The organism is Agrobacterium deltaense RV3 (assembly GCF_900013505.1).
Classification (GTDB): domain Bacteria; phylum Pseudomonadota; class Alphaproteobacteria; order Rhizobiales; family Rhizobiaceae; genus Agrobacterium; species Agrobacterium leguminum.
In genome coordinates this window covers 856,752-870,789 of the sequence record NZ_LT009745.1, presented here as the reverse complement: position 1 = coordinate 870,789, position 14,038 = coordinate 856,752, and the positions used below count along the sequence as shown (strand labels likewise).

Annotated in this window: 13 protein-coding genes; 5 read left to right on the top strand and 8 right to left on the bottom strand. The window is 61.6% G+C overall.

Features of this window, described 5'->3' with window-relative positions; genetic code table 11:
* Positions 1-100 precede the first annotated feature (100 nt).
* Both blaOXA and AGR7B_RS04420 read right to left on the bottom strand, forming a co-directional pair.
* Complete coding sequence (gene blaOXA, locus AGR7B_RS04425; RefSeq protein WP_065654207.1) at positions 101-925, bottom strand: class D beta-lactamase; 825 nt, start codon at positions 923-925, stop codon at positions 101-103.
* Positions 926-1,095: 170 nt separating this feature from the next.
* Positions 1,096-1,575 carry a YcgN family cysteine cluster protein gene (locus AGR7B_RS04420; RefSeq protein ID WP_065654208.1) on the bottom strand — a complete coding sequence of 160 codons (480 nt, stop codon included), beginning with the start codon at positions 1,573-1,575 and terminating at the stop codon, positions 1,096-1,098.
* Positions 1,576-1,842: 267 nt separating this feature from the next.
* On the opposite strand from AGR7B_RS04420, the gene AGR7B_RS04415 reads away from it, so the two are divergent.
* Positions 1,843-4,035 (top strand): transglycosylase domain-containing protein, encoded by a 2,193-nt coding sequence (locus AGR7B_RS04415; RefSeq protein ID WP_065654209.1) that lies wholly within the window; start codon positions 1,843-1,845, stop codon positions 4,033-4,035.
* Positions 4,036-4,275: 240 nt separating this feature from the next.
* Here AGR7B_RS04415 and AGR7B_RS04410 read toward each other — a convergent pair whose 3' ends face one another.
* Positions 4,276-5,175 carry a LysR family transcriptional regulator ArgP gene (locus AGR7B_RS04410; protein WP_080856109.1) on the bottom strand — a complete coding sequence of 300 codons (900 nt, stop codon included), beginning with the start codon at positions 5,173-5,175 and terminating at the stop codon, positions 4,276-4,278.
* A 371-nt stretch (positions 5,176-5,546) separates the two neighbouring features.
* Here AGR7B_RS04410 and AGR7B_RS04400 point away from each other — a divergent pair, with 371 nt between their 5' ends.
* Entirely contained in the window at positions 5,547-6,155 is a 609-nt protein-coding gene (locus AGR7B_RS04400; RefSeq protein WP_059753851.1) for a LysE/ArgO family amino acid transporter, read from the top strand.
* Here AGR7B_RS04400 and AGR7B_RS04395 read toward each other — a convergent pair.
* Positions 6,152-7,540 (bottom strand): M20 family metallopeptidase, encoded by a 1,389-nt coding sequence (locus AGR7B_RS04395; protein ID WP_080856108.1) that lies wholly within the window; start codon positions 7,538-7,540, stop codon positions 6,152-6,154. The genes AGR7B_RS04400 and AGR7B_RS04395 overlap by 4 nt on opposite strands.
* Positions 7,541-7,651: 111 nt before the next feature.
* Here AGR7B_RS04395 and AGR7B_RS04390 point away from each other — a divergent pair, with 111 nt between their 5' ends.
* Together AGR7B_RS04390 and AGR7B_RS04385 are read left to right on the top strand one after the other, a co-directional pair.
* Positions 7,652-8,239, top strand: coding sequence for a DUF1214 domain-containing protein (locus tag AGR7B_RS04390; RefSeq protein ID WP_080856107.1), 588 nt, complete (start codon positions 7,652-7,654; stop codon positions 8,237-8,239).
* Entirely contained in the window at positions 8,232-8,780 is a 549-nt protein-coding gene (locus AGR7B_RS04385; RefSeq protein WP_035261158.1) for a DUF1254 domain-containing protein, read from the top strand. The genes AGR7B_RS04390 and AGR7B_RS04385 overlap by 8 nt, the downstream gene beginning before the upstream one ends.
* Before the next feature lie 19 nt (positions 8,781-8,799).
* Here the strand turns inward: AGR7B_RS04385 and AGR7B_RS04380 are convergent, their stop codons facing one another.
* Positions 8,800-8,988: a hypothetical protein gene (locus AGR7B_RS04380; protein WP_035261156.1), complete on the bottom strand. Its 189-nt coding sequence runs from the start codon at positions 8,986-8,988 to the stop codon at positions 8,800-8,802.
* A 560-nt stretch (positions 8,989-9,548) separates the two neighbouring features.
* Between AGR7B_RS04380 and AGR7B_RS04375 the strand changes: the two genes are divergently transcribed.
* Positions 9,549-10,484, top strand: coding sequence for a DUF2336 domain-containing protein (locus tag AGR7B_RS04375; protein ID WP_245317710.1), 936 nt, complete (start codon positions 9,549-9,551; stop codon positions 10,482-10,484).
* Positions 10,485-10,540: 56 nt separating this feature from the next.
* Here AGR7B_RS04375 and AGR7B_RS04370 read toward each other — a convergent pair whose 3' ends face one another.
* The 3 genes from AGR7B_RS04370 to AGR7B_RS04355 all read right to left on the bottom strand — a co-directional run bounded on the left by AGR7B_RS04370 (position 10,541) and on the right by AGR7B_RS04355 (position 13,557).
* On the bottom strand, positions 10,541-10,894 hold the full coding sequence (locus AGR7B_RS04370; RefSeq protein ID WP_065654215.1) for a DUF1491 family protein: 354 nt from the start codon (positions 10,892-10,894) through the stop codon (positions 10,541-10,543).
* A 259-nt stretch (positions 10,895-11,153) separates the two neighbouring features.
* Positions 11,154-12,053 carry a peptidoglycan-binding domain-containing protein gene (locus tag AGR7B_RS04360; protein WP_162934045.1) on the bottom strand — a complete coding sequence of 300 codons (900 nt, stop codon included), beginning with the start codon at positions 12,051-12,053 and terminating at the stop codon, positions 11,154-11,156.
* Complete coding sequence (locus AGR7B_RS04355) at positions 12,025-13,557, bottom strand: sensor histidine kinase (protein ID WP_080856104.1); 1,533 nt, start codon at positions 13,555-13,557, stop codon at positions 12,025-12,027. Before AGR7B_RS04355 ends, AGR7B_RS04360 begins: the two co-directional genes overlap by 29 nt.
* Between the last annotated feature and the right edge of the window lie 481 nt (positions 13,558-14,038).

The following is a 14,038-nucleotide window of genomic DNA, read 5'->3' as shown; positions in this document are numbered from 1 at the left end:
CTTTCAGCCCAAGGACTTGGGCTGGCTGGATCCTGTGACAAGCACAGGGATGAGGGAAGGAGCACGTCACAAAAACTATGCTTTTATGAGATGCGTGCAGCTACCGATGCACGGCCAGCCGGGGAATATCGCGCAGGAAGGCATCGCGCACGGCGGGGCCGAGCGGCTCGTCGGACGGTTTGTCGGAAACGCGCAGTCTCGCGAAGACGATGTGCTGGCCTTCGCGCTCTGCCCAGCCGACGAACCAGCCGAAGGGGCGGTTGCGGTCGGGATTGCCCTTTTCGTCGCGCATGTAGCCCGTGCCGGTCTTACCGTGCACCGCCCAACTTTCCGGCGCATCGAAGACCGGCACGATTGCCCTGGTCTTGGCCTGCGCATCGCGCGAGACGGGCAGATTGCCGGCCAGAAGGCGGCGGAGGAAGCCGACCTGTTCCACCGGCGAGACCGTCAGCGACGATCCGAGCCAGGAATGGGTCAGGCCGTTATTCTTGCCCGGCTCGCCGGAAACATCGGCATTGCCGTAACCGAGTCGCTTCACATAAGCGGCGAATTTTTCCGGGCCGAGGCGGCGGGTGATTTCACGCGAATACCACAGCACGGAATCCTGCTCCCATATCGAGGGATCGACCGTCTTGCGGTCGGAGGCGCGCGCCTCCGTGCCGGGTTTCCAGTCCCAGGCGGGCGTCTTTTCATCCTGAAGAATGCCGGCGTCGTAACCGATCAGCGCAAGCGGCACCTTGAAGGTGGAGGCCGGCGCCACGCGCTGATCGCAGGCGCCCTGCTGGTTGATGATGGCGCCGGTCTCGATGGAGGTGACCAGCGTGCATTCGAAGGCCTGGGGCTGTTGCTGGGCGTCAGCGGAAAACGGCAGGAGCCCCGGAAGGGCGAGGCATGAAAGAACGATGGCGGGCAGCCGATAGCGCATGCGTTTTGATGTCCCTCGTCCGCTTTTGCGGATCATTTGCCGGAATGGCCGGAAGCTGTCTTTGATTTCAGACAAGTCGTACCCCGAAACCGCGACACGCTTTCGGGCGACACTGCCTTAAGGGAACGATGGGGCAGGAATAGGACCAAAACGAAAATTGACGTTTTCCGTCACATCCGTTCCTTTTCGCCTGCCCTCTCACCCACTGTCAGGGGCCAGTCGACCACATAATCCTCGAAGTCGTCAACATCCACATCGGCCTCGCTGACGGTGCGGCCGCGGGCGGAAATGCCGGCCTGATGCACCGTTTCCGTATCGCCGGAAACGAGATAGTGCCACCAGTAGAGATCCTTGCCGTCGCGCACCAGCGCATAGGCGCATGTGGGCGGCAGCCAGCCGATCTCATGCACCTTCTTCAGGTCCAGCTGAATACAGTCCGGCACGGTGGCGCGGCGATTTTCGTAATCGGAGCATCGACAGCTCTCGCCGTCGAGCAGCACACAGCGAACCGAGGTGAACACCACTTCGCCGGTGTCCCAGTCCTCCAGCTTGTTCAGACAGCACAGGCCGCAGCCGTCGCACAGGCTTTCCCATTCCTCACCCGTCATCTCCGTGAGTGATTTGGTTTTCCAGAACGGCGCGTCATTCATCGTTAACATTTCCGTTTCATTTTGATCTCTTGGACGGGAGTGTTTAACCGGTCCCTAATCCTTTATATCGTATCGCCAAGGGCTGGTTTGTACGATATTTTAGCATATTGGCAGGCGGCAGAGGGGTCATTGGCCCGCGAAAGGCCGCCGCGTCAAGCACTTCCGACATAACCATGCCACGGTTTTGCGTCGGGAATGGGTTGAAGCGTAGAATATCACGCAGACATATCGATGGCAGCGTTGCGTTGAACAGGAAAACATCGCCAGGTGCAGGAAGAAAAAGACGATAAAAAAGGCCGTAAAAAACGGCACATCCTGCTCCGGATCGATAGCTTCATCGATAGCGGCCTGTGGACGGCTGCCGCAAGGCTGGTGGATTTCTGGGAAGACGTCACCATCGCGTCGCGCAAGCTGCATGTGCGCGGCTGGAAGAAGCTCCTCGTCAACCTCACCTGCGACGCGCTGACCTTCGGAACGGCGGGGTCCGTCGTGCTTCTGGCACTCGCCATGCCCGCCTTCGAGGAAACCAAGAAGGACTGGCGTTATCGCGGCGATTTCGCCGTCACCTTCCTTGATCGCTACGGCAATACCATTGGCCATCGCGGCATCATTCATGAGGATTCCGTTCCGATCGACCAGATGCCGGATCATTTCATCAAGGCGGTGCTGGCGACCGAAGACCGGCGCTTCTTCGATCATTTCGGCATCGATTTCATCGGCCTTGCCCGCGCCATGAGCGAAAACGCCCGCGCCGGCGGCGTGGTGCAGGGCGGCTCGACGCTGACGCAGCAGCTCGCCAAGAACCTGTTCCTTACCAATGAGCGCTCGCTGGAGCGCAAGATCAAGGAAGCCTTCCTCGCGCTGTGGCTCGAGACCAACATGTCGAAGAAGGAAATCCTCAGCCTTTATCTCGACCGCGCCTATATGGGCGGCGGCACCTTCGGGGCGGCGGCGGCGGCGCAATTTTATTTCGGCAAGAACCTGACCGATGTGACATTGGCCGAATCCGCCATTCTGGCCGGCCTGTTCAAGGCGCCGGCCAAATATGCGCCGCATGTCAACCTGCCGGCCGCGCGTGCGCGCGCCAACACCGTGCTTTCCAACCTGGTGCAGAGCGGGTTGATGACCGAGGGTCAGGTCATCGGCGCGCGGCGCAACCCGGCCACCGTCATCGACCGCGCCGATGTGAAGGCGCCGGATTATTTCCTCGACTGGGCTTTCGACGAAGTGCAGCGGCTGGCCGCCGAGGGCAAGTTCAAGGACCACACCGTGGTCGTGCGCACCACCATCGATACCGGCCTGCAGCAGGCGGCCGAACAGGCGATGGAAATGGGCCTGCGCGAATTCGGCGAAGGTTACCGCGTCAAGCAGGGCGCGATGGTGATGATCGAGAACGGCGGCGGCGTGCGCGCCATGGTCGGCGGACGCGACTATGGCGAAAGCCAGTTCAACCGCGCCACGGCGGCGCTGCGCCAGCCGGGCTCCTCCTTCAAGGTCTATACCTACTCGGCCGCCATGGAAAAGGGCATGAAGCCGGAGACGCTGATCTCGGATGCGCCGGTGACCTGGCGCGGCTGGTCGCCGCAGAATTATGGCCGCTCCTATGCCGGCAAGGTGACGCTGCAGATGGCGCTCGCCAAATCCTACAACACCGTGCCCGTGCGTCTTGCCAAGGACGTGCTCGGCACGCAGGTCATCGTCGATACCGCCAAGGCCATGGGTGTCGCCACGCCGCTGCGCAGCGACAAGACCATTCCGCTCGGCACATCGGAAGTGACGGTTCTCGACCAGGCCACCGCCTATGCCGTTTTCCCGGCCGACGGCATGCAGTCGCGCCGCCACGGCATCGAGCAGGTGCTGGATTATGAGGGCAATGTTCTCTACGATTTCAGCCACAACGAAGCGCCCGCCAAACGGGTGCTTTCCGAAGACGCCAATTCGAAGATGAACCAGATGCTGGTGACCATCCCGGTCATGGGCACGGCCCGGCGCGGCGCGCTGGATAACGGCATCGTTTCCGGCGGCAAGACCGGCACCTCGCAGGCCTATCGCGATGCCTGGTATGTGGGTTTCACCGGCAATTACACCACGGCCGTCTGGTTCGGGAACGACGATTTCACGCCCATGAACAACATGACAGGCGGCGCGCTTCCGGCCATGGCCTTCAAGCGGCTGATGGACTACGCCCATCAGGGCATGGAGCTGCGCCCCATTCCCGGCATCCAGAACCCGCTGCCGACAGGCGCACGCCCTCAGCCCTCGGCGGAAGTGGCGGCCGCAGCCACCAGCACCCCCGCCTTGCCGGCGCTCACCCGCCCGCGCTCGCTTTCGGCCGAGGCAACGCGTGTGATCCGCTCCATCGCCAAGAAGATGAAAGACGCTTCGGCATTGAGTGTGACGACGCAGAAGGTGGCGGATGCGTCGTTGCGGGAAGGCGCGGAGGATGCGGCGCGGCGGTGAGGTGTGGCGCATGCCTGAAGATTCTGTCGGAGAGTGTGGCTTACCCCCCTCTGCCCTGCCGGGCATCTCCCCCTCAAGGGGGGAGATCGATCTGCGGCGAAGTTTCGCCCATTTCAAGGTTAGAGAATGAAGTGGCGGTAGGGCCACCAGCCGATCTCCCCCCTTGAGGGGGAGATGCCCGGCAGGGCAGAGGGGGGTAAGCCGCTCACTCCGTCGCCACCGTTTCTCCAAATCCGCAACTTAGCGCAACAACACCCCCCTCGCCGTCTCCACCACATGCGACGTCAACACCCCCAGCCGCTCCGCCGCGAGCCGGTTGACCTGCCAGTAAAGCGGAATATCGAGCGGTGTGCCGGGAACGATCTCCACCAGCCTGCCCGTCTTGAGATGATCCCCCACAAGCTGCACCGGGTTGAGCCCCCAGCCCATGCCAGAAAGGCTCGCCTTCACGAAACCGTCGGTCGAGGGCAGCCAATGGGTGGGATAGGCGATATCCTCGCCCAGCACCTTCCTGACCCAGCTCGCCTGCAGCCTGTCCTTCTGATTGAACGTCAGCCCCGGCGCGCGGGCAAGGGCGGCGGGTGTGACACCCCCGGCGAAATGGCGGGCCATGAAATCCGGGCTGGCGGTCGCATGATAGCGCAGCACGCCGAGGGCCAGGACCCGGCAGCCCTGCACGGGCTTGGCATGGGCGGTGACGGCGGCAAGCACCCTGCCGCCGCGCAGCCATTCCACCGTGTGGTCCTGATCGTCCACCGCAATATTGACGAGATAATCGCTGCCGCCGGTGAATTTCGAAACCGCATCCAGAAACCATGTGCCGAGACTGTCGGCGTTTGTGGCGATGTTGAGCGTCACGCGCTCCTGCGCTGCGCCCGCTTCCGCCAGCGCCGGAAGCTGTCGGAACAATTCGCTTTCCAGCATGCCGACATGATCCATGTGACGGCAGAGCCATTCGCCCTTTTCCGTCGCCACGCAGGGGTTGCCGCGCACGATCAGCACCACGCCCAGCCGCTCCTCCAGTTGCTTGATGCGCTGGGAGACGGCCGACGGCGTGACGCACAGCACCTGCGCGGCCTTTTCGAAACTGCCGGTCTGGGCCACGAGCGCCACGGCCCGCATGGAGGGATAGTCGAGCATTACGGCACCTCATGCAGGGTTTGGAGGTGGCGGGAGGGCCTTGGAAGCCATAGGTGACGGTCTCTCCCTCCCTCATTCCTGTGCTTGTCACAGGAATCCAGTCGACGTACGTCTGTGCGGCGGAAGAGCCTTTTCAGCCCAAGGACTTGGGCTGGCTGGATTCCTGTGACAAGCACAGGAATGAGGGTGGAGAGATGGCAACGTTGTGGAAAACCGAGAGGTTGAAGAGAGAAGTGCGCCATTAGCTCAGCTTATCTGGATTGAGTTTATTTAACTGGATTAAACTATCAGGCGGAAATATCCAAGCACTCGGTCCGGAAGCAACGCCTTCGGCCATTCCACAATGGACAGAGGCAGGGGCCGCAACGCGCATGGACATCCAAATCTTCTTCACCGGCCTGACGATGGGCCTCAGCCTCATCGTCGCCATCGGCGCGCAGAATGCCTTCGTTCTGAAGCAGGGGTTGGCGCGCTCGCATGTGTTTGCCGTCTGCGCCACCTGCGCCATTGCCGATGCGCTGTTGATTACCGTTGGGGTTTTCGGTTTTCAGCGGATCAGCGCCATCATGCCGGCGCTCGATCCCATCATGCGTTATGCGGGGGCCGCCTTCCTCATCTGGTATGGCGCCAAAAGCCTGCATTCGGCGCTGCGCTCCTCCGAGGCGCTTTCGGTGGCGGAGCGGCAGGAGGCGAGCCTGTGGCAGACGCTGGCCATCTGCCTTGCGCTGACCTTTCTCAATCCGCATGTCTATCTGGATACCGTCGTGCTGCTCGGCACCATTTCCACGCAGTTTCCCGGCTTCGAGAAAACCTTCGCGGCGGGCGCGGCCACCGGCTCGCTGGTGTTCTTCTTTTCACTGGGTTACGGCGCGCGCTGGCTGCGGCCGATCTTCGAAAAACCCTCCGCCTGGCGCATCCTCGAAGGCGTCATCGCCGTCACCATGTGGGCCATCGCCTTCAAGCTCGTCATGGGCGCCTAAAGCGGCGGCGTATCCCCCTCTCCGATATCCCAATAGAGCCCGGCCATAAGGGTAAGCGCCTCGCGGACGATCTCCTTCGGCAAATGTTCGTTCGGCGCATGCTGCGAGCAGCCGGGATAGGAATGCGGCACCCAGATGGTGCGCAGCTTGAGGATATCGGCAAAGATATCGTTGGGCAGCGAACCGCCGAGATTGGGCAGAAGCGCCGGTTTTCTGCCCGTTGTGCGCGCAATGGAGCGCAGCGTGAAATTCACCCATGGATCCTGCGGATCGAGCCGGGTGGCGCGGAAAATCTCGTCGCCGGCAGGCGCGATTTCCACCATGGCGAAACCCTGCCGGTCGAGGTGACGCCGCACCGCGGGCAGAACCGCTTCTGGATCGATACCAACGACGAAGCGCAATTGCAGCCGCGCCCATGCCCTTGGCGGAATGGCGTTGACCGGCGCACGCGGATTGCCGGTCTCGAAAGCCAGCACTTCCAGCGCACACCAGCCGAAAACCCGCTCGGCGGTGGAAAGGCCGGGCTCGCCCCAGTCCGGATCGACCTTCGGGCCGTCCGGCCCGCCATCGATTTCACAATCGGCAAGAGCCTCACGCACCGCTTTCGGCAATTCCTCCGGCACCAGTTCCGGCACGCGGATCTGGCCGGTCGGCCCCACGAGACTTGCGACGGCATGGGCCAGCTGCACGCCGGGATTGGAGAGCGCCCCGCCCCAATTGCCGGAATGATGGCCGCCCTCACGCGCCTCGATCACCAGATCGAAGGTGATGCCGCCGCGCGCGCCGAGAAAAACCGTCGGCCGCTCCGCATTCAGGCGCGGGCCGTCGGAAGCGATCAGAAGATCGGCTTTCAGCCGCTTGCCATGGTTCCGGCAAATCTCCCTCAGGCCGGGGGAGCCCCTCTCCTCGCCCATCTCGATCAGATATTTGGCGTTGAAACCAAGCCTGCCGCGTGTCTCGAGCACGGCTTTCAGCGCCGCCATATTGACCGAATGCTGCCCCTTGTTGTCGGCGGTGCCGCGCCCATACCACCTGCCATTGCGTTCAGACATCACAAAGGGCGAAAGGCCCTCGGCCCGGCCCTCGTCCTGCCCGCGCACCACATCCCCGTGGCCGTATCCCAGCACGGTCGGCAGCGTGCCGCCTTCGAAACGCTCGGCGATCAGAAACGGCAAATCCGCCGTCGGGTCACGCAGGATGGTGCAGGAGAAACCCATGGCGGCGAAAGCGGGGAGCATTTCCTGTTCCAGATAAAGCGTCAGCTCCTCGCCCTGCTCCTCATTCTGGCTCTCGGTCCGTCGCAAAACGCGTCGCGACAAATCCCGCTCGAAGCTGCCATCGTCGAAACAGGCGGCGGCACGGTCGATTGCGGATTGTCGCGACATGATGGAATATCCCCGGTTGTGATCATTTTCACGGAGACTAAACAAGCCGCGCCATTTTCCAAACAGGGAATCAGTGATAGTCCTCGACCTGTTCATAAACGGGAAAACAGCGTGTTCCGAGTTCCATTCCTTGTCGGCATCGCCCTTCTGATCGCCTTTGGCGGCGGTATTGCCGCGACGCTGGCAGCCCTTGAGGCGACATCGGGCTTTGGATCGATCCGCATCGGCTCCTGGGATGCCTTTCCCGAAGCGCAGACGATCGAGGCCGATCCTTACGCCAAATCGCATCGCGCCGACGCCGGCAAGCTGCTTTACGGAACCGCGGAAGGGCTGGCTTTTACCGCCTCCGTCGACAGCGATGGGCAACGCCTGAGCGGCGAGTGCCGATACCGGCTGGCGGGCGCCGTGCCGCCTGCACGTTTCTGGACGATCTACACCGCCGACCAGCAGGGCAATGTGCTGGCGGAGGATGCGGGGCGGCCCTTCGCGCTGAATTCCCGCACGCTTTTGCGCAGCGCCGATGGCGGCATCGACATTACCATCGCCGCTGACGCCCAGACCTATAACTGGCTGTCGGTGCCGCAGAGCCAGACTTTCAGGCTGGTCATGACCCTTCTCGACACGCCCGTCGCGGGCAGTTCCGGCCTGATCGACATCTCCATGCCGCAAATCCGCAAGTTGGGGTGTGGCAATGCTTAGGGTCCTGCTCGCCATCCTCACCGGTCTCGTCGGCGCAGCCGTGCTGCACGTCATCATTCTTCTGGCGATACCGCATTTCAGCAATCGCGACGCCTATACGCGCGCGGTGGCGGAAGGAAAGCCGCATCAGTTTCATCTGCTCGAAGAGACGACGGAGAAAAAGACGCTTGGCAGCGGCGATCCCTTCATGCGGGTCGCGGTCTGCACCTTCGATATCGAGGACAAGCCGGTCAGGCTCACCGCCATCGGGGCCGTGCCGTTCTGGTCGGTCGCGGTTTACGACAAGGCCTCGAATGAGGTGTTCAGCATGAATGACCGCACATCCGCCGGCGGGGTGATGGATATTCTGGTGGCGGATGCGGTGCAGATCGCCGCCATCCGCAAGGCGCAGCCACCCGCGCTTTCGCAGGCCATTCTGGCGGAATCGGATCAGACGGAAGGATATGTGGTGTTGCGGACCATGGTGCCGCAGCCGAGTTTCGGCGAAGAGGCGGAACGGTTCCTGAACGAGGCGAAATGCCAGCCGACGGCGTGGAAATAACGTCGGTTATTCTTTGCAGTCAGGATTTGAGGGCGGTTTCCGCTGCGGATTTGCCCTTGCGCGCGACTTTTCCGGTCGGCTCGGTATCGCGTTTTTCATAGCGCACGCCGGTAAACAGCACGACTTTCGCCGGGCCGATCACCGTTGCCACCGCGCCGGCAGGGCGCAGGCTTCGTCGGGCGTCGCCGATTGGAATAATCTCTGCCATGCTCATCTCCTCTTCGGGACATGATTGTCAATGTTGCCCATGGGAACCGCGCAAGCCTCGTCTTGCGTCGGGAATTTCATCACCATCACATTGCGCATAGGCCAGTCCACAGACTGGTTTTCGCACGATCCAAAAATCCAAAGCGATTCTTATAAGGGGATCGTGCGCAGATTCAGGCTTCGCATGCCATTTTTGCATTTATTCCGTCGATAAGAATAACATGGAATCCTAATACTGCCCATGAAATTACAAACAGACAGAGGTTAATGATCCGTTAACCTTAATTGCCGGACCGCAACTTATTCCAGCCGGAGCCGCACCCCTTGAAAACAAAGGCGATGCGATAAAGTTCCACGACATTTCATCCGTCATCAAGGTTTAAAATTTCCTTGTTGATAGAGGCGGATTCTCTCTTGCCACCCCCCATAGTTAACAGGACGTCAACGCATTTGCTCTAATTTGAGCCGATATTGTGTTTGCGTTTGTTGGGTAGTGCGTTGACCGACCGGTTTCGAGAACTTGAGAGGCCAAGAGCCGTGAGGAAGAAAGATGTGGTGCTGATGGCCACCGTGACGAATTTCGAGAATGTCTCCCATCCGTCAAAAACGGACCTTCGGCAGTTCGCCGAACTTTTCATGCCGCTTTTTAACGCCTCCACCGACGAAGCCAAGCGGGAGGCCATCGCCGCGCTCTCCCAGCATCCGAGCGTGCCTTCGGCTGTCGCTTTCTTCATCGCCTGCCAGCCGATTTCGCTTGCAGCGCCCTTCCTCATTTCCTCCAAATGCCTCGATGACGACACGCTCATCACCATTGCCCGTACGCAAGGGGCGGCGCATGCGCGCGCCATCGTGCGCCGCGAGGACCTCTCCCCCACCGTCATCGACGCGCTTGTCGGGCTGCGTCACGCCGAAGATCTGAAGCGGCCGGATGAACAGACGACGACTGCCGAACCGCAGGCGACGGAAAGCCCTGAAGAGCCGAAAGCGGAAGAAAAGACAGACACCATCGCCGCCGCTTCCGCGCTCGAAGAGGAAATGCGCCAGCGGATCAAGCAGATGGCGCATCACCTCAACCGCCCGGAAAGCGACGTGCTCGGCCTTCGCCGCCTGAGCGAGGTGCAGGAAGCGCTGCTGGTGCGTTTCGCCCGCGAGCGCAATGCCCGGCAATTCGCCGTGGCGCTGGCGGATTCTCTCTCCTCCAGCTACTGGCTGTCGGAGCGCATCATGCTCGATATATCAGGCGCACAGCTGGCAACGACGCTGACCGGCCTTGGTATGGAGTTTTCCGAGGCGGCTTTCGTGCTGCAATGTTTCTATCCGCATCTTTCCGCCGCCGAAGGCGATATGAGCCGTGCCGAAGCCCTGCTCGACCGTCTCGACATCGTGGAATGCGAAGAGCGGCTGGAAAGCTGGCGGCGGGCCGACAGCTATACGCATGGCCGCGAACGGCCGGGCCGCATCGCATCGCCTGCACAGAGAACCGGGACGCAAGGGTAAGCGCGGCTGGCCTTGCATCTTCACGGATTGAAGAAGCGGGCCATTGCCGGACAATTCTAGGCCCTGGGCTGATCCACCAGTGTCAGCAGCGTCCCGATCTCATCTGTTTCGATCTCCACCACCCACAGGTCGCTGTCGAAGCGTCGTTCCCTCTCAAGAAGAGCGGCGCTTTCCTCGCCATCCGCACCGGCAAGGCGCGTTTCGAAACGGCGCTCGGCGCGAACTTCCTCGTCATCGGCAAAGCTCTGCGGCGCGGGTCCATAGAGATTTTCGCGGCCATCGCGCAGGCGCTGACGGATGAAAATCGCCCCCGCCTCCTCCGCCCCCTTCTTTTCGACAGCGGCAAATCCGCCGGCGGCGAAAACGCGGCGGATGAGGGCTGAGACGAACATTTCGGACTTGAGGCGCATGGGGGTGCTTTCGAATGGAAACGGTGGGCGTGCTGTTGTTGATTTTGGGCGGGTGAAGGTGCGCGGGGCTTACCCCCCTCTGCCCTGCCGGGCATCTCCCCCTCAAGGGGGGAGATCGGCAGGAAGCGCTATCGCCACTTCATTCGCAAACGCTGCGATGGGCGAGACCCAACCGCGAGTCGATCTCCCCCCTTGAGGGGGAGATGCCCGGCAGGGCAGAGGGGGGTAAAGCCCCACGCACCTCAACCGCTGTCAAAATCTAAAGCGCCCCAATCGACTTCAGCTTCTTCAACACAGCCTCGCTCGGCTCACCGGTTTCCGGCAGGCGATAGTGTTTCTCAAAGGCGCGGATGGCGTTGCGGGTCTGCTGGCCGGCCACGCCGTCCACCTTCACGTCGGCATAGGCGATGTTGATCAGCCCCTGCTGGATCTTGGCGATCAGATCGCGGCTTGCCGGTTTGGCCGCGCTGTTGAGGGAGGCCGGTTCGGCCTTCGGGCGCGGCGCTTCCGCCTTGCGGATGGCGGCAGCCACGGGGTCGATCTCAACGCCGCCGCTGGTATCGGCAGGCCGGTCCCTGGGGATTGCGGCGACCGTCGCACCATCGATCCTGAGCGCCGCCAGCACGCGGGTCGTCGGTTCGCCGGTCTGTTCCATGCCGAGCGTTTCTTCAAAGAACATGATGGCGGCGGCAGTGCGTGGGCCCATGCGGCCATCCGCCTCGCCTTCGTAAAGCCCGCGTTTCTTCAGTTCGGCCTGAATATCGGCAACGATCTGCTGCGGCTTCTGGTTTTCGGCAACGGGCTGCGCCGGCGTTTCGGCCGCCGGCTGCTGCGCATTTTGCGTCTCCGCCGGTCGCTCTATGCGGAAGGTGGTGACATTGCCCTGCGTGCCGAGCGGTTCGGCCGGGCGATAACCGGCAATGCCGTTCGGGTTTTCCGCATCGCGTGTGCGCAGGAAAGGCGACGGGTGCACGCCCGGCTGATACCAGAGCGCATTGGCGGCGACAAAACCGAAAACGACCGCGAAGGCGCCGCAGCTGCCGACCAGTTTCGGATGGCGCAGGATTTCGCGCCCGATGGCCGCAACCACCAAGGAAACAATCCCGGCGCCAATCTGGGCCGTTGTTTTCTTAGGCGATTTTCGCTTTCGCGGGGCCATCGTCACCATCCTTTTTCATCATTGCGGCCATATCGCCGAGCTGCCGGATGCGCGGCGGAAATTCCACCATGCTTTCGGCTTCGGCGCTTTCGCCGCCACCCGCCATGCCCGAACCGTCGGCAGGCAGGGTGATCGTTACGACCGTGCCCTCGCCGGGCTTGCTGGCGATGGCGAAAGTGCCGCCATGCAGTGCCACAAGCCCCTTGACCAGGGACAATCCCAGACCCGTGCCCTCATAGCGACGGGTATATTCATTCTGAACCTGCATGAAAGGCTGGCCCAGAAGCTCGATCTTGTCGGAAGCGATGCCGATGCCGGTATCGCTCACCGTCAGCTTCAGCATCGCACCCTCACGCGCGGCGTCGATCGACACCACACCACCGGCATCGGTGAATTTTATGGCGTTGCCGGCAAGATTGATCAGAACCTGCCGTATGGCGCGCTGATCGGCCGAGATTTCGCCGATACCGCGCTGGATGCGGCTGGTCAAAGTCAGGCCTTTTTCCTTCGCCTGCAGGCCCAGCATGGCCTCGCAGGACGAGATGGTTTCGGCAATCGGGAAGCTTTCCATCAGCAGCTCGTAACGGCCTGCCTCCAGCTTGCTCATATCGAGCATGGTGTTGACGACAGAGAGAAGATGCGCGCCGGACTGGCGGATCAGGCCGACATATTCCCGCTGGCGGTCGTTCTCGAGCCGGCCGAAATATTCGCCCGCCAGAATATCGGAAAAACCCAGGACGGCATTGAGCGGCGTGCGCAATTCGTGGCTGACGGCAGCGAGAAAGCGGGATTTCGCATCATTGGCCGATTCCGCCTCGGCCGCCTTGCGAGCGACGTCGCGGCGCAGAAGCTCCATCTCCGTGACATCGGAAAGCTGGGCGACGATGCGGCGTAGCCGGCCGCTGGCGCAGCGGATTGCTGTCATCTCGATACGCGCATGCATGAACTGCGCCTGACGAGACTTTGCACCGGTCTCGAAGCGGAGTTTGGCGGTTGCCCTGTCCTCGCCCTGCCGCAGCAGGTCGAAGGCCTGCATCAGCTCGATACGGTCCGAGACATAGACATATTCAACGAGGGAATGGTCCTTGCTGGCCTGCAGAGCGGCCGGGAAGGTCGTAAGATCGCGGCCGGAGACGTGTTCGACGAAGCCGGTGTCACCGATCATGAGCACGAGGCCCGGCACCTGCGTAGCGGCGATCAGGTCGTTATCGCCAAACGCGGCGGAAAAGGAGGACGCACCGCGCGCGGGACGCGAAAAGGCAATCAGCAATGCTGCGGCGGCCAGAAACAGCGCCAGCACCAGGGCAGCGCCGATGGGCAGCGCGATGGCGGGGCTGAAAACGAGGCTGAAGAGGGCTGGTACCACCAGAAGTCCGACGGCGCTGAAGGCGATAAGCCGGCGCAGGCGCGCAACGGTCCCGGCGCGCCTTTCGGCGTCCTCTTCCATGCGCGCAAGCCATCTGCCTGCGGCACGGTCGACCCATGCGACCGCTTTTTCTCTCATATTACGCAATACCAACACCGAATCCCTGAGGCGGTTCTAACGGCTCCGACAATAGAAGGCGGCGGCTTAAGGAATGGATAAAAAGAATGGCCTCAAAGGCCCGTCAAATGCCCCGCAGTCCCATTACGGGGCATTTCTTCGAAGCTTTGCCAATCATGGTTAATGACGGGTAAGCGACGGATTTCGCTTCATTTTTGCCATCGCGTTAACTTTTGTGGCAAAGCTTTCCATCGCTTTGCCCCGGAACGCGCGGCCTCTGTCGCAATTATGCTTAACATGGACTGTTAAAATGCGAATGAATTGATGGCAGGCGTCCCGATGCGAGGAGAATAGATACAATTTGAATTAAATTGCGTCGCTTTTTGCAATCGGCTGTTCGCCGGTCGCGTGTAGCTTCTTCACAAGCCCGAAAAACGGGACAAAGGCCGATGACCCGAAACCGGGCGGGGCTTTAGAAAACAAAGATCGTCTGGCAGGGTAG

Coding starts and splice junctions, on each gene's coding strand:
- blaOXA (WP_065654207.1), bottom strand. CDS start 925: ATGCGCTATCGGCTGCCCGCCATCGTTCTTTCATGCCTCGCCCTTCCG.
- AGR7B_RS04420 (WP_065654208.1), bottom strand. CDS start 1,575: ATGAATGACGCGCCGTTCTGGAAAACCAAATCACTCACGGAGATGACG.
- AGR7B_RS04410 (WP_080856109.1), bottom strand. CDS start 5,175: ATGCTCGACTATCCCTCCATGCGGGCCGTGGCGCTCGTGGCCCAGACC.
- AGR7B_RS04400 (WP_059753851.1), top strand. CDS start 5,547: ATGGACATCCAAATCTTCTTCACCGGCCTGACGATGGGCCTCAGCCTC.
- AGR7B_RS04395 (WP_080856108.1), bottom strand. CDS start 7,540: ATGTCGCGACAATCCGCAATCGACCGTGCCGCCGCCTGTTTCGACGAT.
- AGR7B_RS04385 (WP_035261158.1), top strand. CDS start 8,232: ATGCTTAGGGTCCTGCTCGCCATCCTCACCGGTCTCGTCGGCGCAGCC.
- AGR7B_RS04380 (WP_035261156.1), bottom strand. CDS start 8,988: ATGGCAGAGATTATTCCAATCGGCGACGCCCGACGAAGCCTGCGCCCT.
- AGR7B_RS04375 (WP_245317710.1), top strand. CDS start 9,549: ATGGCCACCGTGACGAATTTCGAGAATGTCTCCCATCCGTCAAAAACG.
- AGR7B_RS04370 (WP_065654215.1), bottom strand. CDS start 10,894: ATGCGCCTCAAGTCCGAAATGTTCGTCTCAGCCCTCATCCGCCGCGTT.
- AGR7B_RS04360 (WP_162934045.1), bottom strand. CDS start 12,053: ATGGCCCCGCGAAAGCGAAAATCGCCTAAGAAAACAACGGCCCAGATT.
- AGR7B_RS04355 (WP_080856104.1), bottom strand. CDS start 13,557: ATGAGAGAAAAAGCGGTCGCATGGGTCGACCGTGCCGCAGGCAGATGG.